22 protein-coding genes are annotated in these 26,245 nt (G+C 67.7%); 10 read left to right on the top strand and 12 right to left on the bottom strand.

From position 1 onward, the window contains the following. Nucleotides 1-11: 11 nt before the first annotated feature. Nucleotides 12-944, top strand: coding sequence for an LLM class F420-dependent oxidoreductase (locus ACZYZ7_RS09560; RefSeq protein WP_450069383.1), 933 nt, complete (start codon nt 12-14; stop codon nt 942-944). Nucleotides 945-1,030: 86 nt separating this feature from the next. On the opposite strand, the gene ACZYZ7_RS09555 is transcribed toward ACZYZ7_RS09560, so the two are convergent. Continuing rightward, the gene (locus tag ACZYZ7_RS09555) at nt 1,031-1,351 is read right to left on the bottom strand and encodes a hypothetical protein (protein ID WP_463740790.1); all 321 of its coding nucleotides are present in this window, start codon (nt 1,349-1,351) and stop codon (nt 1,031-1,033) included. A gap of 125 nt (nt 1,352-1,476) precedes the next feature. Between ACZYZ7_RS09555 and ACZYZ7_RS09550 the strand changes: the two genes are divergently transcribed. Together ACZYZ7_RS09550 and ACZYZ7_RS09545 are read left to right on the top strand one after the other, a co-directional pair. Then, complete coding sequence (locus tag ACZYZ7_RS09550; RefSeq protein WP_450069385.1) at nt 1,477-1,935, top strand: hypothetical protein; 459 nt, start codon at nt 1,477-1,479, stop codon at nt 1,933-1,935. 81 nt (nt 1,936-2,016) lie between these two features. Further along, entirely contained in the window at nt 2,017-2,952 is a 936-nt protein-coding gene (locus ACZYZ7_RS09545) for a type IV toxin-antitoxin system AbiEi family antitoxin domain-containing protein (protein ID WP_463740789.1), read from the top strand. A gap of 58 nt (nt 2,953-3,010) precedes the next feature. Here the strand turns inward: ACZYZ7_RS09545 and ACZYZ7_RS09540 are convergent, their stop codons facing one another. Beyond that, nucleotides 3,011-4,810: an Hsp70 family protein gene (locus tag ACZYZ7_RS09540; RefSeq protein WP_463740788.1), complete on the bottom strand. Its 1,800-nt coding sequence runs from the start codon at nt 4,808-4,810 to the stop codon at nt 3,011-3,013. 30 nt (nt 4,811-4,840) lie between these two features. Further along, nucleotides 4,841-6,331, bottom strand: coding sequence for a dynamin family protein (locus ACZYZ7_RS09535; protein ID WP_463740787.1), 1,491 nt, complete (start codon nt 6,329-6,331; stop codon nt 4,841-4,843). A gap of 126 nt (nt 6,332-6,457) precedes the next feature. Here ACZYZ7_RS09535 and ACZYZ7_RS09530 point away from each other — a divergent pair, with 126 nt between their 5' ends. Beyond that, on the top strand, nt 6,458-6,772 hold the full coding sequence (locus ACZYZ7_RS09530; RefSeq protein ID WP_463740786.1) for a hypothetical protein: 315 nt from the start codon (nt 6,458-6,460) through the stop codon (nt 6,770-6,772). Continuing rightward, complete coding sequence (locus tag ACZYZ7_RS09525) at nt 6,769-7,059, top strand: hypothetical protein (protein WP_450069390.1); 291 nt, start codon at nt 6,769-6,771, stop codon at nt 7,057-7,059. The genes ACZYZ7_RS09530 and ACZYZ7_RS09525 overlap by 4 nt, the downstream gene beginning before the upstream one ends. On the opposite strand, the gene iniA is transcribed toward ACZYZ7_RS09525, so the two are convergent. From iniA to ACZYZ7_RS09510, 3 genes are all read right to left on the bottom strand, one after another. Next, complete coding sequence (gene iniA / locus ACZYZ7_RS09520) at nt 7,056-8,894, bottom strand: isoniazid-induced dynamin-like GTPase IniA (protein WP_463740785.1); 1,839 nt, start codon at nt 8,892-8,894, stop codon at nt 7,056-7,058. The two genes, ACZYZ7_RS09525 and iniA, sit on opposite strands and share 4 nt — an antisense overlap. Nucleotides 8,895-8,988: 94 nt before the next feature. Then, complete coding sequence (locus ACZYZ7_RS09515) at nt 8,989-10,128, bottom strand: IniB N-terminal domain-containing protein (RefSeq protein WP_463740784.1); 1,140 nt, start codon at nt 10,126-10,128, stop codon at nt 8,989-8,991. A 283-nt stretch (nt 10,129-10,411) separates the two neighbouring features. Then, nucleotides 10,412-10,960, bottom strand: a complete 549-nt coding sequence (locus tag ACZYZ7_RS09510) for an Rv0340 family IniB-related protein (RefSeq protein ID WP_463740783.1) — start codon at nt 10,958-10,960, stop codon at nt 10,412-10,414. Nucleotides 10,961-11,157: 197 nt separating this feature from the next. On the opposite strand from ACZYZ7_RS09510, the gene ACZYZ7_RS09505 reads away from it, so the two are divergent. From ACZYZ7_RS09505 to ACZYZ7_RS09495, 3 genes are all read left to right on the top strand, one after another. Continuing rightward, nucleotides 11,158-12,948: an Hsp70 family protein gene (locus tag ACZYZ7_RS09505; RefSeq protein ID WP_463740782.1), complete on the top strand. Its 1,791-nt coding sequence runs from the start codon at nt 11,158-11,160 to the stop codon at nt 12,946-12,948. Nucleotides 12,949-12,957: 9 nt separating this feature from the next. After that, nucleotides 12,958-15,453, top strand: a complete 2,496-nt coding sequence (gene iniR / locus ACZYZ7_RS09500) for an isoniazid response ATPase/transcriptional regulator IniR (RefSeq protein WP_463740781.1) — start codon at nt 12,958-12,960, stop codon at nt 15,451-15,453. 232 nt (nt 15,454-15,685) lie between these two features. After that, nucleotides 15,686-18,676, top strand: a complete 2,991-nt coding sequence (locus tag ACZYZ7_RS09495) for a (Fe-S)-binding protein (RefSeq protein WP_463740780.1) — start codon at nt 15,686-15,688, stop codon at nt 18,674-18,676. 63 nt (nt 18,677-18,739) lie between these two features. Here the strand turns inward: ACZYZ7_RS09495 and ACZYZ7_RS09490 are convergent, their stop codons facing one another. Then, a complete protein-coding gene (locus ACZYZ7_RS09490; protein WP_135451939.1) occupies nt 18,740-18,982 on the bottom strand; it encodes a hypothetical protein in 243 nt (80 codons plus the stop codon). Between the two features lie 236 nt (nt 18,983-19,218). Between ACZYZ7_RS09490 and ACZYZ7_RS09485 the strand changes: the two genes are divergently transcribed. Then, nucleotides 19,219-20,508, top strand: a complete 1,290-nt coding sequence (locus ACZYZ7_RS09485; RefSeq protein WP_167857696.1) for a pyridoxal phosphate-dependent aminotransferase — start codon at nt 19,219-19,221, stop codon at nt 20,506-20,508. 6 nt (nt 20,509-20,514) lie between these two features. On the opposite strand, the gene ACZYZ7_RS09480 is transcribed toward ACZYZ7_RS09485, so the two are convergent. Next, nucleotides 20,515-21,078, bottom strand: a complete 564-nt coding sequence (locus ACZYZ7_RS09480) for a hypothetical protein (RefSeq protein ID WP_463740779.1) — start codon at nt 21,076-21,078, stop codon at nt 20,515-20,517. 66 nt (nt 21,079-21,144) lie between these two features. Here ACZYZ7_RS09480 and ACZYZ7_RS09475 point away from each other — a divergent pair, with 66 nt between their 5' ends. Beyond that, nucleotides 21,145-22,365 (top strand): YibE/F family protein, encoded by a 1,221-nt coding sequence (locus tag ACZYZ7_RS09475; RefSeq protein ID WP_463740778.1) that lies wholly within the window; start codon nt 21,145-21,147, stop codon nt 22,363-22,365. 2 nt (nt 22,366-22,367) lie between these two features. Here the strand turns inward: ACZYZ7_RS09475 and ACZYZ7_RS09470 are convergent, their stop codons facing one another. The 4 genes from ACZYZ7_RS09470 to ACZYZ7_RS09455 are packed head-to-tail and all read right to left on the bottom strand — an operon-like array spanning nt 22,368 to nt 26,192. Further along, nucleotides 22,368-22,736: a nuclear transport factor 2 family protein gene (locus ACZYZ7_RS09470; RefSeq protein ID WP_135451932.1), complete on the bottom strand. Its 369-nt coding sequence runs from the start codon at nt 22,734-22,736 to the stop codon at nt 22,368-22,370. Between the two features lie 18 nt (nt 22,737-22,754). Continuing rightward, the gene (locus ACZYZ7_RS09465) at nt 22,755-23,507 is read right to left on the bottom strand and encodes a maleylpyruvate isomerase family mycothiol-dependent enzyme (RefSeq protein WP_463740777.1); all 753 of its coding nucleotides are present in this window, start codon (nt 23,505-23,507) and stop codon (nt 22,755-22,757) included. A gap of 1 nt (nt 23,508) precedes the next feature. Continuing rightward, on the bottom strand, nt 23,509-24,822 hold the full coding sequence (locus ACZYZ7_RS09460; protein WP_463740776.1) for a cytochrome P450: 1,314 nt from the start codon (nt 24,820-24,822) through the stop codon (nt 23,509-23,511). Between the two features lie 38 nt (nt 24,823-24,860). Beyond that, the gene (locus ACZYZ7_RS09455; RefSeq protein WP_463740775.1) at nt 24,861-26,192 is read right to left on the bottom strand and encodes a UDP-glucose dehydrogenase family protein; all 1,332 of its coding nucleotides are present in this window, start codon (nt 26,190-26,192) and stop codon (nt 24,861-24,863) included. Nucleotides 26,193-26,245: the final 53 nt, after the last annotated feature.

The following is a 26,245-nucleotide window of genomic DNA, read 5'->3' as shown; positions in this document are numbered from 1 at the left end:
AGGCTGGCCCCGTGGACTTCCGTGTGTTCGTCGAACCCCAGCAAGGCGCTACCTACTCCGATCAGCTCGCGGTCGCCCGCGCAGCCGAAGCTCTCGGTTATTCGGCGTTCTTCAGGTCCGACCACTACCTGGCGATGAGCGGCGACGGCCTACCCGGGCCGACCGACTCCTGGGTGACGCTGGCCGGCATCGCACGCGAAACCTCGACGATCCGGCTGGGCACCATGGTCACCTCGGCCACGTTCCGCCACCCCGGACCGCTGGCCATCTCCGTGGCGCAGGTCGATGAAATGAGCGGTGGCCGTGTCGAATTGGGCCTCGGCGCCGGCTGGTTCGAGGCCGAGCACCAGGCCTACGCCATCCCGTTCCCGCCACTGGGTGAGCGTTTCGACCGGCTCGAAGAGCAGCTGCGCATCCTGACCGGCCTGTGGGACACCCCCGTCGGCGAGACGTTCGACTTCGCGGGCAAGCACTACACGGTCGTCGACTCACCGGCGCTGCCCAAGCCCACCCAGGCTCCGCACCCGCCGATCGTCATCGGCGGCATGGGGGCCAAGCGCACACCGGCACTCGCCGCCGAGTTCGCCTCTGAGTTCAATGTGCCGTTCGTCCCGCTGGACCTCCTCAAGACGCAGTTCGCGCGGGTCGCCGACGCGGTGACCGCGGCTGGACGAGCAGCGGACTCCCTGACCTACTCGGCGGCGTTCGTGGTGTGCGCGGGCCGCGACGAAGCGCAGATCACCAAACGGGCCGCGGCGATCAACCGCGAGGTGGACGAGCTGCGCAGCAATTCGCCGCTGGTCGGCACACCCGCCGAGATCGTCGACAAGCTGGGGCCGTTCTTGGAGGCCGGGGTGCAGCGGGTCTACCTGCAGATGCTCGACCAGTCCGATCTCGATCACATCGAGCTGTTCGCCAGCGATGTCATCCGTCAGCTGAGCTGACCGAGGCCCGCTCCAGCGCCGGGCATAGTATCGGTGCCCGTGACCGGTGACGACGATCAAGGGCGGCCTCCCGAGGTGCCCTGGCATCATTCGACGCCGGCGGTAGCCGGGGCCAGCGCGGCGGCCCTCGCCGTGATCGGCCTGGTGGTGTGGATGGCGATCGCGCTGACGGGCTCCGGCGGGCCCGAGGACGCGCCGATAGATTTCGTCCCACCCAGCTTTTCGTCGACTTCGGTGAAGTCCTCGAAGTCCACCACGACCCGGACCACCACCAGTCGGCTTCCGGTGACCACCGAGTTCGGCGTGCCGGGCGAGTCCGACACCACGACGACGTCGCCCTCGGAGACCTCCGGGACCTCGACCACGTCCGAGACTTCGCCCACCTCGACGACCACGACAACTACCACGACCACGGAGTCGAGCAGCGCCGGCTACGGCGAGTACCCGACCACGACGCACAGCCGGCCCCGCACCAACGTGACACGCACGCTGTATCCGGCACCTGGCGGCTGAACCCGCCTACCATCGGCGCGTGTCGAACTATTACGACGACGACGAGCCCACCCAATACGCCCCCAGCTACGGCGAGTACTCCGAGCCTTCCGCGCCGCCCACTCCCGAGCCCGTTCCCTGGTACCGCAAGCCCGCCGCACTGATCGGCATGGGCGCCGGGGGCGCAGTCATCGCGGCGCTGGTCATCTATGCCCTGGTGCAGCTGTTCTCGTCAGACTCCCCGTCGACGTCCACGACAACCACCACGTCGACCACACCGACGACCACTACATCGGTCGTCACCACGGCGCCGGTGGTTCCCGCGCCGACTCACACTGTCACCGAGACCGTGGCGCCGACCACCACGACGGTCGAGGAGACCACCACGACCACAACCACAACCACCACCGAGACCACCACCACGACCACGACGACCGCGCCGACCACCACCACGACAACTGCGCCGGTGACGACGACAACGCCTGCGGGTAATCCGTAACCTGACGCGGCGCAGCTGGTTATCCACAGGTCCTCGAAATGCTGCTGGCCGCCGTCGCAGCTCTCCAGAAGTATCGAGTTGGTGGACGTTGACGATGTGCTTCGCCAACAGGATGGGGTGATCTCGCGCCGGCAGGCGTTGGACGCGGGCCTGCAAGAGCACGAGATCCGGCGACTACTCAGACGCAATCAGTGGGCGCGGGTCCACGTGGGCGTGTACGTCGATCACACCGGACCACTGACGTGGTCGCAACGCGCTTGGGCGGCAGTGCTTTACGCGGCTCCGGCCGCACTGTGCTTCGATTCTGCCCTTGGAGCCGACGCGTTGCCCATCCATGTAGCCGTCGCGCAACAGCGCGCGATGTTGGCTGAACCGGCGGGAGTCCGCATTCACCACCTTGCGAACCTTCAGGCGCGGGTGCTGTGGAACGTCAGCCCACCGCGGATGCGCTACGACGAAGCCGCGCTTGATGTCGCGTGCCGCGCCGCGTCCGAACTCGATGCCATCGCGGTCCTGGCCAACGCCTGCCAATCGCGGCGAACCACTGCGCATCGGCTGCTGCGAGTGCTCGATTCTCGGGCGCGGGTACGCCGTCGCCGGTGGTTACGCGCGGTATTGGTCGATATCGCCGACGGCACCTGCGCGGTTCTCGAGCATGGCTATCTCGTTCGCGTCGAGCGCGCGCATCGTCTACCCAAGGCCAAGCGACAGAAGCGGGCCGCGTCATCCATCGGTGTCTGCTATCGCGATGCCGAGTACGGCGAACAGCTCATCGTCGAGCTCGACGGCCGGGTCCACCACGATTCGACGACCAGGCGGGATGCGGATTTCGAACGGGATCTCGACGCCGCCGTCGACGGCCGTTCGACAGTCAGGCTCTCCTACGGGCAAGTCTTCGACCGGCCGTGTCAGACCGCGAGCAAGATCGCTCAGGTGCTGCAACGGCACGGGCTCGCAGTGGCCGGCCACCCGTGTGGGCCGCGGTGTGAGTTCACTCGACTCGACCGCGCCGCGTAGTCGTCAACACCGAGGATTCCAGTCAACATCAAGCAGGAATCCTCGATTTAAGTCCGTATCAGGGTGAAGGCGCCACCGATGTGGGTGTGGGCTCTGGCGCCTTGGTCGGCTCTGGCGAATGTGTGGGCTCAACCGTCGGCTCGGGGGTATGTGTGGGCTCCGGCGAAGGTGAAGGAGTGTGCGTCGGCTCAGGCGCCGCAGTGGGTTCCGGCGTGGGCGAAGGCGACGGCGAAGGACTCGGTGACGGCGACGGCTCAGACACCGGTGGCTTGAACGTCGGGATCGGCAACTGTGGGAGCGTCACCGGCGGAAACACCAATGGCGGCACCGGAATCGGCGGGATCGCGACAGGCACAGGCACAGGCACGGGCACAGGAGCCGGCGCGGCCGGTCGAGGCTGAGGCTGGGGCGCCTGTGGGGCCGGGGCAAGCGGCGCGGTCTGACGACTCTGCACCAACCGTGGCGCAGCTGCGGGCTGCGGCGCGGATTGCGCGGGCGCGCCAGGTCCTGGCCACGACGGATCGCGCACCACCACGGTCCGGGTCGGCGGTGCGGGCGCGGCCTGGACCAACGGAGACTCGGCCGGAACCGTCTGCGGCGCCGCAAGGCTGGATCCGGTCGCGGCGGCATCGAGGCGGTCGGCCCGTGCCGACAACACCATGCCGACCGTGCCGACGACGGCCAGGAACACCGCCGCGTACGCCACCACTCCCCCGCGCCGATACCAGGGAACACGCGCAGCAGCGGGCGGCACAGGGGGCTCGGAGAACACGAACTCCGGCCGGGCCGAGTCGTCGGTCACCGATTCCGGAACAAACTCGGCGACCTCAGCCGATGAGTCAGACACCGACCACGCCAGAGCAGATGTCGCGATCGTCCCGGTGCCGAGGACGGGAGCAGACGCGTACGCCACCTGCGTCGCGGTCTCGTCGGCACCGCGTCGGCCCAGCAGCGCAGCCCCGACTGCCGCGATCACCTGGGCCTGCGGCACGGTGCTGACCGGCAATCGGAAAGCATCGGAAAGATGTTGGGTGACAAGGGGTATCCGCGCTCCGCCGCCGACTGTCACCAGCGCCGCCAGCTGCGCCGGGTGAATACCGTTGCGGCGCAGCAGGTCCAGCAGAGCCTCTATCACGCCGCCCAGCGGCTGATCCACAACCGCGTCCAGCTCAGGGCGGGTAAGTCTGATCGCGCCCGCAGGACCGGCCAAGCTGGTGGCGCTCTCATCGCTCAGCCGTTCCTTGGCGGCCCGGCACTGTTCGCGCAGCCGGCCCAATGCGGCCACCCCTGCGGTCCCGGCCGGTTCGGCATCCAGGTCGCTCAGGACGTGTCGCAGCACTTCCTGGTCGATCAGATCGCCGGAGAAGTCCTGGTATCGCACCGTCTGCCCGATGGTGGCGAACCCTGCAGAAGCGTCGGCAAGCGTCAGGCTGGTGCCGGAACCGCCGAAATCGCACAGGGCGACGACGCCGCGGGCGGGCAGACCCGGATGCGACTGGATGGCCGTCAACGCCGCGACCGAATCGGGAACCACCCGAACTCCGGGCATCGCGCGGCGCACAGCGTCGAGGGCACCCGCATTCCAATGCGCGGGCACCGCCACAACCGACACGTCGGGTCGATGCGTCGGGCTGGTCTCTCGCGTCAGCGCCTCGACGGCGCCGGCCAGTAACCGTTCGGCGTGATGGGTCGAACCGTCGGCGGCGACCAGCGGCACCGGATCGCCGACCCGTTCGACGAATCCGCCGATGACCGAGCCGTCGCCGAGTGCGGACACCGCCCGCCGCACCAGCGGCGCATGATCGGCGATCGCCACCAGATTGGTCGCCCCCACGGACAACCCCAGGCAATCACGCATACCTGTATGTCGACGGAGGGCCCTGATTCGTTAGTGGCGCGACGAGTACTCGGCGACCAGCGCCTCGGCACTGCGCACCGCGGCCCGGCAGGCCCGCGTCGTAAATGGATCGTTGAGCGGATGATCGGCCCGCCGCCGCCAGCGCTGCGCCGCCGCGAAGGCCGAGCGAGGCCCGTCGAACGGGGCGTCGGGTTGCAGTCCCAGCCGGCTTGCCGCATCGGTACCCGAGCCGCCGATGATCCGACGCAGCGAGGCCATCTCGTCCTCGTTCAGCGTCGTGGGCCGCGAGCGCAACAGGCTGAGCAGCCGCAGCTCCTCGAAGGCGTGCGTATCGGCGAGCAGCGGATCGATGTCGGCAAGGATGTAAGGCGTCGCATAGATGGGATTCGCCTGCACGAACTGCCGCAGCGACAGCAGCGCCGTATGCGCCTTGAGCAGCTCCGAACGTTGCGCGAACTGCTGGTCGATCACGTCGCGCAGCGCGATCAGGCCGCTGCGTTCCAGCAGTTCGTCGGCCAGGGCGACGGAGTCGGACACCCCGGCGTGCATCACCGCGATCGAGATTCGGATGCCGAACATGCCGAACCGGTCCAGCAGCGCGGCGCGGGTGGCGGCGTCGACCGGCAGTGCACTGTCCTCGCGCACGAACCGGTCCACCGAAAGCATCGCCTTCGTCAGATCAGCGGGCTCGATACTCGCGAGCTTCTGCAGCGCGACGAATTCGCTCTGCCGCAGGGTGCGGGCGGTGAGCGCGAGCAGTCCGGACACCGGGACGACGGCCTGGCAGATCCCGGTCTTGTCCATCTCCTCGGTGAACCGCTTGGCCACGTCCTTGGCCGACATCATCGCGTCGATGCGGCCGGCACCGATCTCATCGGCCCGGGAGGCCACCCCGATCACGCCGAGTGCGCCGGACGACCCGCCGACAAGCTCGCCGATCTGCTTGAGCAGGGCGATGTCGGCGGCGTTGAGCGTGCGCAACAGGAAGACCACCGCGTCGACGCGGGGCACGCCGTCCTCGGGGACGAGTAGCCGGTGGGTCCGCATCGACACGTCTCGCGACAGCGACGAGGTTCCCGGGGTGTCGATGATCGTGGTGTCGATGAGCTCGGCGGCGGGCCACTCGACGTCGAGGTCCACTACGTCTTCGGGATTGAGCCCGGCGAAGCTGAAGGTGAGACCGCGATCATGTGGATCCCGCGCGATCGGCACATTGGCACGCCGCCCGCCGCGGTGATTGGCGGTCACCTTGGGGGTGGGCCCGTGCCGGAACCAGGTGACGATGCGGGTCGCCTCGGTGGCATCGGTGGGCGCGATGTCCTCCCCGACCAGCGCGTTGACGAGCGTCGACTTGCCGGCCTTGAGCGTGCCGGCCAGCGCGATACGGATCGGCTGGTTGAGCCGGCGCCCGATGCGGTCGAGCTCGTTGTGCACGTCGGGCCGATTGCGATAGGCCGGGTCACCTCGGTACGCCTTCATGGTGCCGCTCAGAATCGAACGCACCTGATCCGCCGTGCTCACGCTGCGGAGTCCAACCTTTCGCCGCCAGTCAACCCTTCGAGCTTAAAGCGTGCCGAACACGGTTGAATGTTCACCGAGGCGATCACGGGGTCAGCCTCTCGGTCCGCCGGCACGGAGGTGCAGCACATGGAAACTGCGAGCAGAGTCAATTCCGACACCTGGCGGACAGCCACCTGGTCGGTACCGCTGGTGTTCCAGTTGGTGCTGACACTCTTCCTGGCGACCACCTGGGCGGCGGGAAAGTGGGTGTTGGTCGGCGACACGCACCGGACAATGATGTCGGCCGGGGCCGCGACGTCAACGGTGATCGCCCTCGTGATGAGCATCGTGCTCTTCAAAGCTCGGTCTTCGCGTTTGCGCGGCGTCGGCCTGGCCGTCGCCGGCTCGGCGGCAGCGGTGTTGATCGGTTGGCTGGTCGCTGCATTCTGGATCTACGAATGACGGACAACCCCGCGCCGACCAAGTTCGGCCCCCTCAGCTTCGTCGCGGCTCTGGTCACCAGCCTCATATTCGAATTCGCCGCTGTGACAATGGGATACTTCGTGATCTTCCTGCTCTACTTTGTCTTGCCCGCACTCCTGATCGTGGCTGCAATCGGGGGCCTGTTCTACTTCTCGGGCGGCAAGACAACGCAGGTCGGCCTCGGAATGCTGATCGGCTGCCTGGCAGCTCCGTTGACCGCGACGATCGCGGCCATCGTCCTCGCTGTCTCCTACGCCGGAGCCTAGGCGCCCTCGCCCGCGAGATTCGTGGCGTGGTGGACGACCTGTTTGAGGATGTTCTGCTGACGTTCCAGTTCCGCGACGCGGGTATTGCGTTCGTTTTCTTCGATCTTCGCGGCCATCAGGGTGGCCTGTAGCGATTCGTTGAGCGAGCGCGTGGTCTGGTTGGCGATCCCGCGGTAGTGGTCGCGCAGTTGACGTTGGATGCCTTTGAGCCGGTCCCGAGATTCCTTGCCGACGACGAACGCCACGTCGTCGACGAATTTGCGGGTGTTGGTCTTGGCCTCACCGCGCACCCGGAGCATGCGGTTCTCCATGTCCTCCTTGTAGGCCTTGCGGCCCAGAACCAGGCCGGCGCCGAGGGACAGCGGATTGAACATGCCCAGCCCCGCGAAGGAGGTGAGCATGCCGAACATCAGCACACCGCCGTAGGAGCCGCGCATGCCGGTGATGACCTTGTGCCCGGCCTTGATCGGCTTGGCCTCCAGGCGGGCCAGCGATTTCATCTCGCCGAATCCTGCGCCCATATCGCGGGCGTCGATCTGCGGCAGTTGCACCGCCTCCAAACCGGCCTCGGTGAAGGTGCGAGCCACCTCGGCCGCGAGGGCCTCGGCCCGCTGGTACGCCCAGACGAAGTTGTCGCCGACCGCGATGGCCACCGCTTCTTCCAGTTCCGCGCCGATCTCGGCCCAGTGCAGGGTGGGGTCGCCGGAGTCGATGACCTTCTCGGTGTGTGCGGTGATATTGCGGAACCGGTGGCGCAGATCGTGATCGACGTCGGCGGTCAGATCGGCGATACCGTCATTGAGCACCTGCTGCCACAGTGCCGTCTGCTGCAACGCCTCCTGGGCTTCCTCCTTGCGCCGTTCCAGGTCCGCGGTCAGCCGCTCACGTTCGCCCGGATCGTTGAAGGCCGAAAGCTCGGAATCCACCGCCAACAGAAGATGCTCTGCGGCCGAATGGATTTCAGCCACCACCTGATCGCGAATACGATCGTTCTCGCGCGAGAGCACGCGGTCGGACAGGAACTTCACGATGGCCGGGAAGTTCGACTCCTCGTTGAGTTCCTTGTCGTTGAGTTGGATGGCATGACTGCGCAGCACCGAGGACACCGGAGTGACCGGGGTCGTTATCCCGGCCCGTTGCAGATGACGGGCGTTGGCGCCGACGATTTCCCGCCAGTGCGGATACAGGTCGGTCTTGGTCGCGACAATCGTTGCCACGGGGCAGATTTCGATCGCCTGCCGGATGAAGATCATCTCTGGCTCGGTGAATTCCTGGCTGGTGTCACTCACCATCAGCAGTGCGTCCGCATCGGGCAGCAGCCCCAGCGTGGACGACAGATGGGGCTGCCCATGCCCGCCCACACCCGGGGTGTCGATGAATGCGAGCCCGCCTTTGAGCAACGGGCTGGGCGCGGTCACCTCGACGCGCAGCACCTCACGGCCGCCGGCTTCGGGTGCCCGGCGCAGATCCGTGGTCAGGTCCGAGGGCGAAATGCTGATCAGCTCGGGTTCGGCGCCGTCGGGCCGCGCCACCACAAGCCGCGCCGTGGGCTGGTCGCCGTAGGAGACCACGGTGGCCAGCACGGTGCTTTCGTCGTCGCCGACGCGGGCCACCGGGACGTTGAGCAGCGAGTTGAGCAACTGGCTCTTGCCCTGTTTGAGCTGACCGGCGATGACCACCCGGATCTGCGGATCGTTGATCCGCACATTGGCCACTTTCAGCCGTTCCACGAGATCGCCACGATCCCGCGCGGCGGCGATCTTGGTGGTGTGGTCGATGAGCTCGACGATCACCTTGACCTTGCGGGGGTCAGTCGGTTGCGTCGGTTGGGTCATGGAAGTTCCCTCCTGCGGAATCCACCGTATGCGCACGAACGGGGCGGGGACTCCCCAGGTCTGGGAGTCCCCGCCCGTCGCTGACTGGTGCGGATCAGAACCCGTGGAAACCGACGTCGTTGTGCGACGAGGTGTCCAGGTGGGTGTTGGTGTGGGTCTCAGGCGCGAAGCTGCTGTTGAGCCCGCCCACCTGGTGCACGGAGTCGTCGGTCACCGAGCTGTGCACGGAGCTGGAGCTGTGCACCGAGCTGTCCTCGTGGATCGAGTTGTCGCTGACCGAGTGGTCGGACAGCGAGGTGTTGGCCGAGCTGGTGGTCGAGCTGGTGGTCGAGCTGGTGGTCGTCGTCGAGCTGTGCACCGACGAGTCGATCACGCTGCTGTTGCCGCTGCCCACGTCGTGACCGGCGGTGGTCTGGTTGCCGCCGACAGCGTGGTTGGAGCTGTCGCTGATCACGATGCTGCCCGCGTTGCCGCCGTCGCCGCCGCTGGCGTGTCCGCCACCGATGCCGAGCAGGCCGCCGCCACCGCTGGCGCTGGCGCCACCGCCATGACCGCCGCTCATGTCGACATCGCTGATCACCGGTCCGTCGTTGCCGGAGATGACATTGCCGCCGGCGTGCTGCGAGCTGTCCTGGATGGCATTGCCCTCACCCACGTTGACGTGGGAACCCGAACCTGCCCAGACATCGCCGTTGTTGACGGTGTTGCCGTGGCCCAGCACGGCGCCGTCGCCGGTGACGATGGGACCGCTGGAGTGACCGGTGTTGACCACGGCGCCGTCGGTGGCGGTGTTGGTGGTGGTGGTCTTGTTGCCCAGCGTGATGTCACCGAAGCCCAGGTTGAACGCGCCCTGCTGAGCGTTGGCGCCCGCGTCCTGGTTGGGGCTCATGATCGGGGTGTTGTTGTGGCTGGCCAGATCCGTGGAGTTGCCGCTCATGAAATCGGTGTTGGTCTCCGGCGCGAACGTCGGCTGAGAGGTGAAGGCCGTCTGCGGGGAGAACGGGGAGCCGATGCTGTGGTAGTCGGCCACGGCTCGCTGCAGCCCGTACACCGGGTCGCCGTTGCCCAACGCGATGCCGGCCGGAGCGGCCGATGCCGCCACGGAGGCGAGCTGGGCGGCCGACACGTTGGGCAGGCCCGCGTCCCGAAGTGCGCCCTCGGGATTGGCGACGTAGGCCGCCGCGGCGGCCGGGCTGCGGAAGAGCTCGAGGATGAAGTCGATCAGAGTGGTCATGTCTCCAACCTTTCGGATGTTTCTGGGAGTTTCTGGTGAGTCCCCCCGCCGGGCTGTCCGGCGATCTGGAGACAACGTTATGGATTCGCCGCAGCCCCGGAAACGGGGTCGATTCCCCTCCCCGTATCGCCCCTACCCGGGGTGGAGGGGGCTGCCCCAGTAGGGGGTTAGGGGATACGTAGGGGCAGGGGTGGCCAGCCCCGAGACTATTGACGTTTCCGCAGGTAAACGCAACAAGCGCACGACCACTTGGGTCGTGCGCTTGTTGGAACGCTGGGGCAGATCAGTCGAAGATGTCGAATCCGCCGCCACTGTCGGTGTGGTGTTGGTCGTCGACGATGGGCTGGGCCCAGCCGTCAGCCTGCATTGCATCGACGACCGGTGCATCCTCGATGACAGGTTCGTTGAGCTGCAGCGATACGTCATCGAACGGCTGATTCACGAGGCCGGGATCGTCGATGGCCGGCGCAGAGGACACGAGGTGGTCCAGCGACCCCGACTGATCGATGACCTGGCCGGGGGTCGAGTCCCAGGCATCGTTGGGGGAATCGAGCGGCACGTGATCGCCGAAGGCGTCGAACGCCGCCGTCGCCGCACCGCTGGCCCAGACGTTGCCGCCCGGGTCGGCCGCACCGAGATCGCCGAACCCCGTGTTCGTGCCGGTCATGGACAGCGACTCTGACACGACGGGAATCAGGTTGTTGACGTCCGCGCTGGTCACATCGGTCAGATGGGCATCGGCAATGGCCTGGGCCGGATCGGCGGCATAGTGGGCAGCGGCATCGGGGTCGCGTACCAGCGACATCACAAAGTCCAGCAATGTGTTCGCCATGCTCCACCTCCTCAACAGTTCGATTTGAATGTTAGCCAGCTGTGAGGGTGCTGGGATCGGTGCCGAACCCACCCCTGCCCGCCCACCATTAGGGGGGTGGACATTAGGGGATCGACGCCACTAGGGGATCAATCACGGGCTCTGGCGGTCTCAGCCGTTAGGGTGAGGTTCGGCCGAGACAACAGGAGTGACGCCTGATGACCGACTCACTGGGGTTGTCGATCGGGATGACCAACCTGGTGGCAGCCCGCGAGGGCCGCCACCCGGTGATCCGCCGATCGATCCTCACCCTGCACAACGACCGTGCCCCCGACGTGGGCGAGTACACCGGCAGCGGGTTGCCGCTGGCCGGCTTCGTGGAACGGGTGGGCGACCCGGTTCCCCTGGTCGCCGCCGACGGGTCCCAGCACCGCGGCGAGCTGGTGCTGGCCGAGGCGTTGGCCGCGATGGCCCGCCTGGCCGGTGGCGGAGCGCCGGTGGTGATCGCCGTCCCGGCGCACTGGGGTCCGAGCACCGTCAGCGCCTTGCGCGATGTACTGCCTCGTTATCCCGGACTGGCCCCCAATGGCACCGCGCCGGGCCTGGTGCCGGACTCTCTGACCGCGCTGGCGGCCCTGCAGGCCGATCCGGGGCTGCCCGCCGACGGCGTCGTGGTGTTGTGCGATTTCGGCGGCAGCGGCACGAGCGTGACACTCGCCGACGCCGGTGCGGCGTTCGCCACCATCGGTCCGACCGTGCGCTATCCCGATTTCTCCGGCGACCTGATCGACCAGGCCCTGCTCAACCACGTGCTCAGCGGGGTCGCGTCGGCCAACGATGCCGACCCGGCGGGCACCGCGGCCGTCGGATCGCTGGCCCGGCTGCGGGCTGAATGCCGTCAGGCCAAAGAGCAGTTGTCCGCCAACACCGCCACCGTGATCCGCACCGAGCTGCCGGGATTCAACTCCGATGTCCGGGTGACCCGCCCCGAACTCGAGCAACTCGTGTCCGCGCCGTTGGCGGGACTGCTGGATGTCATCGAAGACACGTTGCAGCGCAACAACATTGCGCTGTCGAGTGTGACCGCGGTGGCGACTGTGGGCGGCGGTGCGGCGATTCCTCTTGTTACCCAGCGACTGTCGGAACGGTTGCGGGCAGCGGTCGCCACCACCGCACGCCCGCAGTTCGACGTCGCGGCCGGGGCAGCGCTGGTCGCCGAGCGGGTCGTCGACGCGGGCGCGCCGACGGGGATGGCCCCCATGGTGGCGGCTGCCGACGCGCCGACGGGTTTGGCTCCCGAGGTGGCCGCCGCCGATTTACCGACCGGGATGGCCCCGACGAGTCAGGCTCCGGCCGCCGACGCGGGGAATGTCGGCGCCCTGGCCTGGTCGCAGGACGACGCGCCCGGCAACGAGCCGGTGCCGTACGCGGGCGGCGACTACCAGACTCCCGCGGGCACGACGGCGGCGCGACCGTCCGTCGAGTTCAGCCACGACGAGGAGATGTTCGACGCCGGTCCGGCACCGCTGGCCTGGTACAAACGCCCGCCGATCCTGTTCGGAGCCGCGGCCGCGGCCGCTCTGTTGGCTGCGGGCGGCCTCGCGGTGACTTTGACCAGCACCACCGGTGATTCCACGCCCGTGACTGAGACCAGCACCACCTATTCGATGGGCCCGTCTCCGGAGGGGCCGCCGCCTGAGCCGGTCACCACCGTGACCGAGGGTCCCGACGGGGTCAAGACGACCACGGTCGTGGTTCCGCCACCGCCACCGCCGGAGACGACGACGTCGGCACCGGAAACCACCACGACGACCAGTCCGACCACAACCACCACGACAACGACGACCACCACAACGACTACGACAACGCCGCCGACGACAACGACCACCACGACGCAACCGCCGACGACAACCACGCAGCCCCCGACGACAACGAAGCCGCCGACCACCACCCAGCCGCCGGTCACGACCACTGCGGCGGCCGAGGGTGCCGACGACGGCGTCTCCTAGGCAGTCACCATGACCGCCCCGGCACCGGAGTCCGTTCCGGAGCTTCCGTTGGCTGCCCGATCGGCGATCGCTGCGGTGCTGGCCGACCCGACGGCACCGGTCAAGCTGCTGCTGTCCGGCGGGATCGGAACCGGGAAGAGCACGGTGCTCGCCGCGGTCCGCACCGCACTGCGTGAGGCCGACCGTGTCGTGTTGACCCGTGCGCCCCGGCCGGACGACGCACCTGAGGCGGCGTTCGTCGTCGACGACGCACATCTGCTCGGCGACAGCGAAATCGGCTTTCTCACAGAGAAAGTCGCCGATCCAGCGTCGACCGTCGTGGTGGCGAGCGAGCCGTTGACACATCGCCCTCCGTTGGTCACGTTGGCCACCACGCTGGAGCGGGAGAACCCGGTGGCACGCCTCGGGCCCATACCGACAGCCGAGGTGGGTCGGCTTCTGAGCACGACGCTGGGAGCCTCGGCCACCCAGGAGACCGTCAGATCGGTGCTGGCCGCGACAGCCGGATTGCCATTCCTGTTGCGGGCGGCCACGGATGCGGTCGATGCGCCGGCCGATGCGGCCCGGTTCGCGTTGCTGCAGCGGTTGCGTCGGGTTGACGACGACACTCGCGATGCGCTGCTGATCCTGTCACTGAGTCACGATCTCGGTCCCGACGACGTCGCGGCGGCGCTGCGGTTGACCGGCGCCGAGGCGTCGGTCCTGGTGGATCGGGCCCGGGCCGGCGGGTTGGTGGAGCCGTCGCATGACCGGCGGTTCGTGCGGATGGTTCACGAGTCACTCGCCCAGATCGCCGGCGCCGCCCGCCACCACGAGATCGAAACCTCCCTTCTCGCTTCGCAACTCGAGCTGTCCACCTTGTCGGCCGACCTCGCGGCGGGGCTGGCCGAGCACGGATTACGCGACGATCGGCTGGCCGAGGCGCTCGCCGAACACGCCGCCCACAGCCGCGCCCGGCCCGCGCGGGCGGCCCGCCTCTACCGCGCCGCGGTCACGGCCGGCGCGGCGGCGGTGAGCACCCGCCTGGCCGATGCCCTGGCACTGGCCGGGGACTGCACCACCGCGGCGCGGATGGCCGACGAACTGCTCGGCTCCGAGGACCCGGCCGAACGGGCCACCGCGGTGCGGGTCGCGGCCAGTGTCGCCATGCACGACGGCGGCGCCGCCCAAGCCGCCGACCTGTTCCGTTGGCTCGGTCCGTATCCGGATGTCCTGGTCAGCTCGGCGAGCACGACGGCGTTTCTCGCGGCCGGCGACGGCGAGGCCGCGCGGGCATCGGCAGGCACAGAGGCGGCCGGGCCGCCCACCTCGACAGCACGGGCGGCCCGCAGCCTGGCCGAAGGTTTGGTGTTGTCGCTGGATCAGCCGTTCTCCGTGACCGTGGCCCGGCTGGGACAGGCCGTCACGACCGAATATCAGGCCGGTGGCGTCGCCCCCGATACGCCGGCGGCGTTGGTGACGCTGGCGGCGCTGCACGGTGGCGACTCGGTGCGGGCGCGCAGTGTGATCAGCCGCGCAGTGCGTGCGGGCGGAAAAGACGAGGCCTTCAGCGCGGCTCGGCACCGCTTGCTGTTGGGCTGGGTCAAGATGCAGGACGGTCAGCTCGGTCCGGCCGGCGCGGACGCTGCCGCCGCCGAGGCGGGTGAGGATCTGCACCGGCGCGACGCGTTGTGGGCCGCCGCGCTGCGTACCGCGATCGCCCGGCGCAGCGGTGACAGCGGCGCAGTACAGAAGTATTGGTATGCCGCGGTGGAAGTCCTGGCTGAGTATTCGATCGATCTGTTCTCGCTGCTGCCGCTGGGCGAGTTGTGGGTGGCCGGTGCCCGCATGCGTCAGGTCGACCGGTTGGAGCACACGCTGGCCGAGGCGTGGAATCTGCTTGCGGCCCTCGATAATCCGGTGTTGTGGTCGGTGCCGCTGCACTGGGCGGGTGTGCACGCCGGGATTCTGGCCAACTCCCCCGGCGCGGTCGCCCCACATGGGCAGGCATTGACGGCCGCGGCCGGGCAGAGCGCCTTCGCCCGGGCGCTGGCCAATGGCGGGCGGACCTGGTTGCGGGTGCTGGCCAACCACGTCGACATCGACGAGGTGACGGCCGCTGCGCGGGCGCTGTCCCAGTTCGGCCTCACCTGGGATGGCACCCGGCTGGCCAGCCAGGCCGCGCTGCAGACCCCGGACGCCCGGGTGTCGCAGGCGATGCTGCAGCTGGCCCGCGATCTCAAGCAGACCAGTGCGGTCGAGGAGGTCGAGGTCGTTTCAGGCGCCCCGGTCGTCGCCTCGACGCAGACCGCACCGACGCCGTCGTCGACCAAGTTGTCCGACCGCGAGCGCGAGGTGGCCGAACTGCTGCTGCTCGGGATGCCCTACCGCGACATCGGCAGTCAGTTGTTCATCTCGGCGAAGACCGTCGAGCACCATGTCGCCCGGATTCGGCGACGGCTCGGCGCCGAGTCCCGCTCGGAGATGCTCTCGATGTTGCGGGCGATGTTGGCGCCCCAGGGCTAGAAGGCGCGAATGCCGTTTTCGACATTCGCATTCTTTGCCACTTTCGAATTACTGACGTGGCCCCCATCGCCGGGGGGGGCTGAGACCCGTACCACAGTTACCTCAAAGTTAGGTAAGCCTCGGTAGCGGTGAGAAACACCTAAATGTCACTATGAGCTGAAGGAAGCTAAGTTACCGACGGGTAACTATGCCTAAGTTACCGGCCGGTAACTCGCGAAATGGAGGCGTTTCTGTGGGGAGTCTCGAACACACCCTGACTCTGTCACGGCTGATTATCGGTGTGCTCGCCACGCTCGTCGTTTTGGCGTTCGCCGCCAAGCGCGTGCTGTGGCTGACCAAGCTGATCAGCTCGGGACAGAAGGTCGGCGACGAGCGTGGCCGCAAGGACCATCTGGTCCAGCGCTTCCTGAACCAGAACAAGGAAGTCTTCGCTCAGTCGAAGCTTCTGAAGTGGTCGATCCCCGGCATCGCGCACTTCTTCACCATGTGGGGCTTCTTCGTCCTCGCCACGGTGTACCTCGAGGCCTACGGGGTGCTGTTCAACCCCGAATTCCACATCCCGTTCGTCGGCCGCTGGGCGGTACTGGGCTTCCTTCAGGACTTCTTCGCCGTCGCCGTGCTGGCCGGCATCATCGTCTTCGCGATCATCCGTATCCGTAAGAACCCCGAGCAACTGGGCCGCGAGTCCCGCTTCTACGGCTCGCACAATGGCGGCGCCTGGACGATCCTCATCATGATCTTCCTGGTCATCGCGACCTACGCGGTGTTCCGTGGTGCGGCCGTCAACGTGCTGGGCGAGAACTTCCCCTACCAGTCCGGCGCCTTCTTTTCCGACGGCATGGCCGCGCTGCTGGCTCCGCTGGGCCACACCGCCAACGTCTGGCTGGAGAGCCTGGCACTGCTCGCCCACCTCGGCGTCATGCTGGCCTTCCTGCTGATCGTGCTGCACTCCAAGCACCTGCACATCGGCTTGGCCCCGATCAACGTCACCTTCAAGCGTCTGCCCGACGGCCTCGGCCCGCTGCTGCCGATGGAGTACAAGGGCGAGAAGATCGACTTCGAGGATCCCGCTGAAGACGCGGTGTTCGGCAAGGGCCGCATCGAGGACTTCACCTGGAAGGCCAACCTCGACATGGCGACCTGTACCGAGTGCGGTCGCTGCCAGTCGCAGTGCCCGGCCTGGAACACGGGTAAGCCGCTGTCTCCCAAGCTCGTGATGATGAACCTGCGCGATCACCTGTTCGCCAAGGCTCCCTACATCATCGAGGGCAAGCCGATGCCCGAGGACGGCTCGGTCGACTTCGCCAAGCTGGGCGACAGCCTGCACGGGCACGGCGTGCCCGAAGACGGCTTCGCCCGCATCGAGGGCTCCGGCCCCGAGCAGGCGCTGCGCCCGCTGGTCGGCACTGCCGAGCAGGGCGGCGTCATCGACCCCGACGTGCTGTGGTCCTGCACCAACTGCGGTGCCTGCGTCGAGCAGTGCCCGGTGGACATCGAGCACATCGACCACATCGTCGACATGCGCCGCTACCAGGTCATGGTCGAGTCGGAGTTCCCCGGTGAGCTCGGCGTGCTGTTCAAGAACCTGGAGCTCAAGGGCAACCCCTGGGGCCAGAACGCCAAGGACCGCACCAACTGGATCGACGAGGTCGACTTCGACGTGCCGGTCTACGGCGAGGACGTCGAGAGCTTCGACGGCTTCGAGTACCTGTTCTGGGTCGGCTGCGCCGGCGCCTACGAGGATCGCGCCAAGAAGACCACCAAGGCCGTCGCCGAACTGCTCGCCGCCTCCGGCGTGAAGTTCCTGGTGCTGGGCACCGGCGAGACCTGCACGGGTGACTCGGCTCGCCGCTCCGGCAACGAGTTCCTGTTCCAGCAGCTGGCCGCGCAGAACGTCGAGACCATCAACGAGCTGTTCGAGGGTGTCGAGACCGTCGACCGCAAGATCGTGGTGACCTGCCCGCACTGCTTCAACACCATCGGCCGCGAGTACCCGCAGCTGGGCGCCAACTACACCGTGGTACACCACACGCAGCTGCTCAACCGCCTGGTCCGGGACAAGAAGCTCGTGCCGGTCAAGTCCACCGGTGGCCCCGAGGTCACCTACCACGACCCGTGCTTCCTGGGCCGCCACAACAAGGTCTACGAGGCTCCGCGTGAGCTGGTCGAGGCCTCCGGCGTGACGCTGAAGGAAATGCCCCGCCACGCCGACCGCGGCCTGTGCTGTGGTGCCGGTGGCGCGCGCATGTGGATGGAAGAGCACATCGGCAAGCGCGTCAACGTCGAGCGCACCGAAGAGGCAATGGACACCGCCTCGACCATCGCGACCGGCTGCCCGTTCTGCCGCGTGATGATCACCGACGGTGTCGACGACGTGGCCGCTGCCCGCAATGTCGAGAAGGCCGAAGTGCTCGACGTGGCTCAGCTGCTGCTGAACTCGCTGGACAAGAGCGCCATCAAGCTGCCCGAGAAGGGCACGGCGGCAAAGGAATCCGAGAAGCGGGCCGAGGCACGCGCCGAAGCGGAGGCCAAGGCCGAAGCTGCGGCACCGGCACCCGCGGTCGCCGAGGAAGCCGCCCCGGCGGCTGAGGCGGCACCCGCTGCCTCGGCTTCGGTAGCGACTGCCACCAAGCCGGTCACCGGGTTGGGTATGGCTGGTGCCGCGAAGCGTCCGGGTGCGAAGAAGGCTGCGGCACCTGCCGCGTCGACTGCCCCGGCTGCCGAAGCACCTGCCGCTCCGGCTGCCCCGGTCAAGGGTCTGGGCATCGCCGGTGGCGCGAAGCGTCCGGGCGCCAAGAAGACTGCTGCTCCGGCAGCGTCGGCCGCTCCCGCTCCCGCAGCCGAGGCCCCGGCCGCGCCTGCGGCCCCGGTGAAGGGTCTGGGCATGGCGGCCGGCGCGAAGCGTCCGGGCGCCAAGAAGGCAGCTGCTCCGGCGGCACCGGCCGCCGCTGCGGCTCCGGCTGCTGAAGCTCCCGCCGCACCGGCAGAACCGGCCAAGCCGGAACCGCCGGTCGTGGGCCTGGGCATCGCCGCGGGTGCGCGTCGTCCGGGGGCCAAGAAGGCCGCCCCGGCTGCGCCCGCAGCTCCGGCCGCCCCGGCGGCACCTGCTGCCGAGCCGACGCCGGAACCGGCAGCGGAGAAGCCCGCCGAGCCCGCCAAGCCGGAACCTCCGGTCGTGGGCCTGGGCATGAAGGCCGGGGTCAAGCGTCCCGGTAAGCGCTGAGCACGTCCCTAACGCACCGAACGGCCATCTCCACAACGGAGGTGGCCGTTCGGCGTATCGGGATCAGCTCTTGGCGCCGTAGGGCGGGGCTTTCACCGGAGGCACGGCGACCACCGGGGCGATCGTGCCGGTGTAGGTGACGGTCGTGGTCTCACCGAGGGTCATCGATCCGCCGGAGACGACGGTTGCCGGACCTTCCGGTGCGCCGCCAAACGTCGCGGCAATGACTCCCATTGCGACGACGGCGCTGCCGCCGACTACCGCGGCGAGCGTCTGGACCCGGATGTTGCCGCTGATTCGTGCCATGTGGACTGCCAATCGTGTCGGAGGATTGCGGCACGAAACATCCCCTGACCTAGGGAAATCAAGCGCCGTTTGCGTTGCAGCCATGGTTTCGTAGCTTTTTGGCCCACGCGTGGCCACCCAAGCGAACCCACAGCGGGTTGCCATTCGAATGGCAGGTGCGCCCACAGATCATGTGCTCTGGCAACTCGAACGGTTGTGGCGGTGGCCACCTACTGGTTCGGCAAATTCCAAATTCAGTGGACGGTGATGAGACCATGGTGAGCGTGACTACCCATCAGTTGCCGTGGCAGACCGGTCAGCACCCGAAGCCGCGTACGTTCGCCCAGTCCACGAAGCTGCAGGACGTCCTGTACGAGATCCGTGGACCGGTACACGAACATGCCTCACGGCTGGAGGCTGAAGGTCACCGCATCCTCAAGCTCAACATCGGCAACCCCGCGCCGTTCGGCTTCGAGGCACCCGACGTGATCATGCGCGACATGATCCAGGCGCTGCCGAACGCGCAGGGCTATTCCGACTCCAAGGGCATCGCCAGCGCGCGCCGCGCGGTATTCACCCGGTACGAACTGGTCGAGGGCTTCCCCCGATTCGACATCGACGACGTGTATCTGGGCAACGGCGTCTCCGAGCTCATCACCATGACGCTGCAGGCGCTGCTCGACAACGGCGATCAGGTGCTCATCCCCGCGCCGGACTACCCGCTGTGGACAGCCTCGACCGCACTGGCCGGTGGCACCCCGGTGCACTACATGTGCGACGAGACCCAGGGCTGGAATCCCGATGTCGCCGACATCGAGTCAAAGATCACCGAGCGCACGAAGGCGCTCGTCGTGATCAACCCGAACAACCCAACGGGTGCGGTGTACAGCCGCGAAACCCTGGAGCAGATGGTCGAGTTGGCCCGCAAGCATCAGCTCTTGCTGTTGGCCGACGAGATCTACGACAAGATCCTCTACGACGACGCCAAGCACATCTCGCTGGCCACGCTGGCCCCCGACCTGCTGACCCTCACCTTCAACGGGCTTTCCAAGGCCTACCGCGTGGCCGGCTACCGCTCGGGCTGGCTGGTCATCACCGGCCCCAAGGAGCACGCGAGCAGCTTCATCGAGGGCATCAGCCTGCTGTCGAACATGCGGTTGTGCCCGAATGTGCCTGCGCAGCACGCGATTCAGGTCGCCTTGGGCGGTCATCAGAGCATCGACGATCTGGTGTTGCCGGGCGGGCGACTGCTCGAGCAGCGCGACATCGCCTGGACCAAGCTCAACGAGATCCCCGGGGTTTCCTGCGTGAAACCGGCCGGTGCGCTGTACGCGTTCCCGCGCCTGGATCCCGAAGTGCACGACATCCACGATGACGAGCAACTGGTGCTCGATCTGCTGTTGCAGGAGAAGATCCTGTTGACGCAGGGCACCGGATTCAACTGGCCCACACCGGATCACCTGCGTATCGTCACCCTGCCGTGGTCGCGGGACCTGGCCCACGCGATCGAGCGGCTGGGCAACTTCCTGGCCAGTTACCGCCAGTAAGGCCCACTACCACCCGTTATTGCGCAGTCCGCACATCCACCATCCGTCACCGAGATCGACGGGATTGGTGCAGATGTCGCCGTAAAGGTCGGCGCCTTCAGGGGATTCGTTCGGGTCGTACAGATAGCCGCCCGCATCGTCGGGAATCCCGATCCATTGCGGAAAGAAGCGGCTACCCCCTCGATTGGACACTCTCCCCTCAGCCACGAGGAACCGTAACGCCCAAGGCAATTCGTTGCCGTAATACGCCGCCCCGGGATCGGTTTCGAGTGCCCGCTCGAACAACGGCCGGTGCATCGTGAACCAGGTTCGCGGTGCCACCATCCATGTCGAGTTCACCACTACGGTGACGACAACCAGTACCGGCACCAGCGTCGCGAGAACTACCCAGCGGCGGCCTCTGATCGCCGCGACAACCACCGCCACCAGCCCAAACACATACAGCGCGCCCATGAGTGGGATCATCAGGATGTCGAAGATCCACCACGAGGTGTGCGACCAGTGCCACCAGAACCCGACCAGCCAGCACGCCAGGCCGCCCCAGAGCAACCACACCCACCACCTACCCACTCGCTCAGTATCGCTGCCGCATGCGGAGGCCAGGAACCCGACAGCCACCCGCTCTAGGCTGTCCGGGTGGCGCACACGCATTCCCACTCCCATTCGCTGGCCGGCCCGTCTCCGCTGGGCCCGTTGGCCGCACGCATCGTCGTCGGCCTGCTGGTGGCCATCGGGCTCGCGGTCCTCATCGGCGCGGCCGTGCTGTGGCCCAGCCACCAGAGGGTCGACATCCCCCTGCCGTTCCAGAACGCCGCGGGCGGAGCCGTCACCACCGAGGCCGGGCACGTGGTGTCCAGCACGCTGGCCGATTGCGGCAGCCCGTCGGCCGGAGGTGTGCTGACAGCCAAGCCGCAGCCCGCCGAGCCGGGTGCCGGCACGTGTGTGCAGAACCTGGTCGCCATCGATTCCGGCCCGAACAAGGGCGCCAAGACGTTGCTCGAGTTCACCACCGGGCCCGGGCAGCCGAATCTTGTTGCCGGAGACAATGTCCGGGTGAGCCGGCAGGTCGATGCCGCCGGTACGACGAGCTACGCATTCTTCGACTACGAGCGCACCTGGCCGTTGATCGCGCTGGCCGCGGCGTTCACCGTGGTGATCGTGGCGGTGGCACGCTGGCGGGGCCTGCGTGCGATCATCGGCATCGTCGTGGCGTTCGCGGTGCTGATGCTCTTCCTGTTGCCCGCGCTGCGCGACGGTGCCCCGGCGGTCCCGGTGTCGCTGGTGGCCTCGGCGGCCATTCTCTACGCGGTGATCTATCTGGCCCACGGTGTCAGCCTGCGTACCAGCGCGGCCCTGCTGGGCACCCTGACCTCGCTGCTATTGGCGGCCATATTGTCCTGGGCGGCAATCGAACTGGCTCACTTGACGGGGTTGTCCGAAGACCAGAACAACGAGGTCGCGGCGTATCTGGGCAACGTGTCGATCACCGGCCTGCTGTTGGCCGGGTTCATCATCGGCTCATTGGGCGTGCTCAACGACGTGACCATCACCCAGGCCTCGGCGGTGTTCGAGCTCGCCGAGCACGGCGGCACCAGGCGCTCGATCTTCACCGGTGCCATGCGGGTGGGCAGCGACCACATCGCCAGCACGGTCTACACCCTGGTGCTGGCCTATGCCGGCAGCGCGTTGCCGCTGCTGCTGTTGTTCAGCGTGGCCAACCGGTCATTGGCCGACGTGCTGACGGGTGAGAGTGTGGCCATCGAGATCGCCCGTTCCGCGGTAGGCGGTATCGCCCTGGCCCTGTCGGTCCCGTTGACGACGGCGATCGCCGCGGTGCTGGCGACGCCGACGAAATAGCGTCAGCCGGCGAGGTCCTTCTCGGTGAGCTCGGTGGCGGCCAGAGCAGCAGCCAGGGTGTCATGGCGGAACACCGAGGTGACGTGGTCGTGCACCACCCGGAAGGCAGCGGCTCCGGCGTGAGCCGTCCCGTCAGAGGCCCGGACGGTCTGCTCGACGACGACCACACCGTCGTGCACGAACATCCGTCCAGGCGTGACGGTGTCGCCGACAGATGCGGCCCAGTCGCTCAGTGCGGCATGCCCCTGGGTGGCCCCGTTGGCATCGCCCAACTCGATGTCATCGCTGGACAGCGCGGTCAGGGTGTCGATGTCCTTGTCGTTCAGCGCGTCGTGCCAGGCCAGAACCGTGGCGATCTCGGATGTGGTCATGAACGAAACGTACGCCACTCAGAACGGTGTGCGGTCGAGCCAGGCGTCCCAAGTTGCGGTGTCGCCGAACACCTCGAGCCCGAGTTCGGCCGCGGTACGCCGGCGCGTGATGGCCAACAGCAGGTCGTTGGCCGACCCGCGCAGCGCGACGGTGCCCTTGCCGTGGCTGTGTGACCACCCGAGGCCGTCTTCGTCGTGCTCCACCGTCCATTCGCCGGTGGGGCCCAGACCGTCGTCGGTGGCATGCAGGTGGATGCTGGCGCCGAACGCGAGCGGTTCGCCGTGCCGCTTTTTGGCCATACCGGTGGAGATCTCGAGCCACTCGCTGACCGCGTCGGCGGCGAGGTCGGCCGGCAGGACGAACGTGGTTCCCACGGCCAGCGCGGCGTCGGCGTGGTGAACCGCCACCTCGTGTACGCGTCGCCGGATCCACCAACCCCCGGGCTTGGGGCCCAGGAACGTCCACACCCTGGTGTCGGTGCCGACCTGGTCGACGGCCTTGAGGATCTGGGTCGCACCCGCATTGAGCCACTCGAACGCGGCGTCGGGATCATCGGGCGGCCTGCCCTCGTGAACCTCGCGCGGATCGAGGGCCGACACCCGGCGCTCGGAGATAATCTGTGCCGCCCAACGGTTTCCGCGCCCGACGTGGCGGAACAGTTGCTTGATTGTCCAGTCCGGGCACGTCGGCACCGGTGTATCGGGATCGCTGGAGGCGATCAGCTCCCCGAAGCTCCGGGTCTGGTCGAGGAGTGCTGTGTGGAAGTCCACGTCACGAACTTACCGCTGTGCGTGCCTTCCCGAGCGCGATCGGCAGAGTCGACCAGCCCCGCAGGATGCGGGTCTCGCGACGGCTGCCTTCGCCGGCCGCCCGGGCATCGGGGAACCGGTCGAAGAAGGTCTGCAGGCCGACCTGACCTTCGGCCCGGGCGAGGGCCGCGCCGAGGCAGAAGTGCCGGCCGCCGGAGAACGACAGGTGCCGTCCGGCGTTGTCCCGTTCGATGTCGAAGCGGTGCGGTTCGGTGAACACCGCGGGGTCTCGATTGGCCCCGGCCAGATGGATGATGACGAGTTCTCCGGCCTGCACCGGGGTTCCGGCCACTTCGGTGTCGCGGAGGGCTACCCGCGCGCTCATCAACACCGGTGAGTCCAGTCGCAGGATCTCCTCCACCGTGTTCGGCCACAGCTCGGGCCGCGTCGCCAGGGTCTGCAGGTGTTCGGGATGGTCGAGCAGCATGCGGATGCCGTTGCCCAACAGGTTGACCGTGGTCTCGAATCCGGCCGCCAGCACGAGCCCGGCCAGGGCCCGCAGTTCTGACTCGTTGAGAGGTTCCCCGGCCGCACCGGCGTCGGAGGCCTGGATGATCTGGCTGAGCAGGTCCTCACCGGGGTTGCGCCGCAGTTGACGCAGGTGACCGGTCAGCCAGGTCTCGAATCCGTGGATACCGGAGTTCACCTCCTGGTACTGCCGCCAGGTCAATCCGATGTCCAGGCTGGGCGCGCCGAGCTCGCCGAAGCGCAGGATCTGTGACCGGTCGGCGTCGGGCACACCGAGGATGTCGCTGATCACGGCGACCGGCAGCTGTGCGCAGTACCGGTCGACGATCTCGACCACGCCGTCGTCGTCCATCGAGTCCAGCAGTTCGTTGGCCGTTTCCTGGACCCGTTCGCGCAGCCGGGCGACGGCGCGGGTGGTGAACACCGAGGAGACGAGCTTGCGGTAGCGGGTGTGATCGGGCGGTTCCACGGCCAGCAGCGACGGCGGTAGCAACGGGTGCAGCGACCCGTTGTCGGTCTTGTCGGCGACCCAGCGCAGCGGCTTCGGCAGATTGCCGCCGAGCCGCGAAACCCGGAAGTCATCGGAGCGCAGCAGCTCGGTGGCCACGTCGTGGTTGAAGGTCATCAAGATGGCGCGGCCGCGCACAATCGGTCCGCGACGGCGCATTTCGTCGGCGAAGGGTGCCGGGTCGGCTCGCACCGCGGGGTCGGCGATGAGCCGAGCCTGCGGATCCCCATGACGCATCCCATACGCAGAGATGCCTCGAACCACCCCGTGCAGGGCCATCCACCGGATTCGTTCCCGCATGGCCCGAGCCTACGACTGCGGAATTTGTTCTACAAGCGTCAAACAGTGGCGACTGGCCGGCCCAGCGCGTACACGCGCCATCCGGCGTCCCGCCACCGCTGCGCGTCCAGGCAATTGCGGCCGTCCACAACGACTTTGACGCGCACCGTGTCGGCCAGCTCGGCCGGGTCCAGGTCGACGAACTCGGCCCACTCGGTGAGCACCAGCACCGCATCGGCCCGGTCGCAGGCTTCGATGACCGAGGTGGAGTAGTTCAACGTGGGGAACACCCGCTGCGAGTTGTCCATCGCCTTGGGGTCATACACGTTGACCGCAGCGCCGTTGAGCTGGAGCATGCCGGCGACGTTGAGTGCGGGTGAATCGCGGACATCGTCGGATTCGGGTTTGAACGCCGCGCCCAGCACCGCGATGTTGGCGCCCAGCAGCGAACCACTGCAGGCCCGGGTGGTCAGTTCCACCATGGCGGTGCGGCGGCGCATGTTGATGCTGTCGACCTCACGCAGGAAGGTCAGCGCGTGGTTGGCGCCGAGCTCACCGGCGCGGGCCATGAACGCCCGGATGTCCTTGGGCAGGCAGCCGCCACCAAAGCCCAGACCCGCGTTGAGGAATCGTCGTCCGATACGCGGGTCATAACCCAGCGCGTCGGCCAGCATGGTCACGTCGGCGCCGACGGCTTCACACACCTCGGAGATCGCGTTGATGAACGAGATCTTGGTGGCCAGGAACGCGTTGGCGGAAACCTTGACCAGCTCGGCGGTCTCCAAGTCGGTGACCAGGAACGGCACCTCGTCTGCGATCAGCGGCGCGTAGAGCTCACGCACGGCCGCCTCGCCCCGCACCGAATCATGCTGCACGCCAACCACAATGCGATCCGGGTGCAGCGTGTCGTGCACGGCGTACCCCTCGCGGAGGAACTCCGGATTCCAGGCCACCTCGACGTCCACATCAGCGGGTGCCAGGCCGCGGGCCCGCTCGGCCAGGTCGGCGGCGGTACCGACCGGGACGGTGGACTTGCCGACGATGACCGCCGACCGGCGCAGCCGTGGCACCAGGGTGTCGATGACGGCGTGCACGTGGCGCAGATCGGCGCTGTATTCGCCCTTCTTCTGCGGGGTGCCGACGCCGAGGAAGTGCACATCGGCGAAGTCGGCGGCCTCGTCATAGTCGGTGGTGAACCGCAGGCGCCCGGCAGACAGGTTGTCGTTCAACACCTTGCGCAGGCCGGGTTCGTAGAACGGGATGTCACCGGCGGCGAGTTTGGCCACCTTGCCCGGGTCGATGTCGACCCCGATCACCTCGTGGCCGAGCTCGGCCATCCCCGCGGCATGTGTCGCGCCCAGATAGCCGGTACCGAAAACGGTGCATCGCATACTGCCTGGATAGGCGGCCAGTATGAGCTAGCTGCTACGCGACACTGAGCGGC

It is taken from the genome of Mycobacterium sp. IDUB_17 (genome assembly GCF_055419465.1).
Note: the sequence above shows the minus strand (reverse complement) of the source record. Positions and strands in the feature narration are given on the sequence as shown.

Bases quoted from the DNA above. Each gene is read 5' to 3' on its own strand.
- ACZYZ7_RS09540 (WP_463740788.1), bottom strand. From the start codon at position 4,810: ATGCGTGATTGCCTGGGGTTGTCCGTGGGGGCGACCAATCTGGTGGCG.
- ACZYZ7_RS09530 (WP_463740786.1), top strand. From the start codon at position 6,458: ATGGAAACTGCGAGCAGAGTCAATTCCGACACCTGGCGGACAGCCACC.
- ACZYZ7_RS09525 (WP_450069390.1), top strand. From the start codon at position 6,769: ATGACGGACAACCCCGCGCCGACCAAGTTCGGCCCCCTCAGCTTCGTC.
- iniA (WP_463740785.1), bottom strand. From the start codon at position 8,894: ATGACCCAACCGACGCAACCGACTGACCCCCGCAAGGTCAAGGTGATC.
- ACZYZ7_RS09515 (WP_463740784.1), bottom strand. From the start codon at position 10,128: ATGACCACTCTGATCGACTTCATCCTCGAGCTCTTCCGCAGCCCGGCC.
- ACZYZ7_RS09510 (WP_463740783.1), bottom strand. From the start codon at position 10,960: ATGGCGAACACATTGCTGGACTTTGTGATGTCGCTGGTACGCGACCCC.
- ACZYZ7_RS09505 (WP_463740782.1), top strand. From the start codon at position 11,158: ATGACCGACTCACTGGGGTTGTCGATCGGGATGACCAACCTGGTGGCA.
- iniR (WP_463740781.1), top strand. From the start codon at position 12,958: ATGACCGCCCCGGCACCGGAGTCCGTTCCGGAGCTTCCGTTGGCTGCC.
- ACZYZ7_RS09490 (WP_135451939.1), bottom strand. From the start codon at position 18,982: ATGGCACGAATCAGCGGCAACATCCGGGTCCAGACGCTCGCCGCGGTA.
- ACZYZ7_RS09470 (WP_135451932.1), bottom strand. From the start codon at position 22,736: ATGACCACATCCGAGATCGCCACGGTTCTGGCCTGGCACGACGCGCTG.
- ACZYZ7_RS09460 (WP_463740776.1), bottom strand. From the start codon at position 24,822: ATGCGGGAACGAATCCGGTGGATGGCCCTGCACGGGGTGGTTCGAGGC.
- ACZYZ7_RS09455 (WP_463740775.1), bottom strand. From the start codon at position 26,192: ATGCGATGCACCGTTTTCGGTACCGGCTATCTGGGCGCGACACATGCC.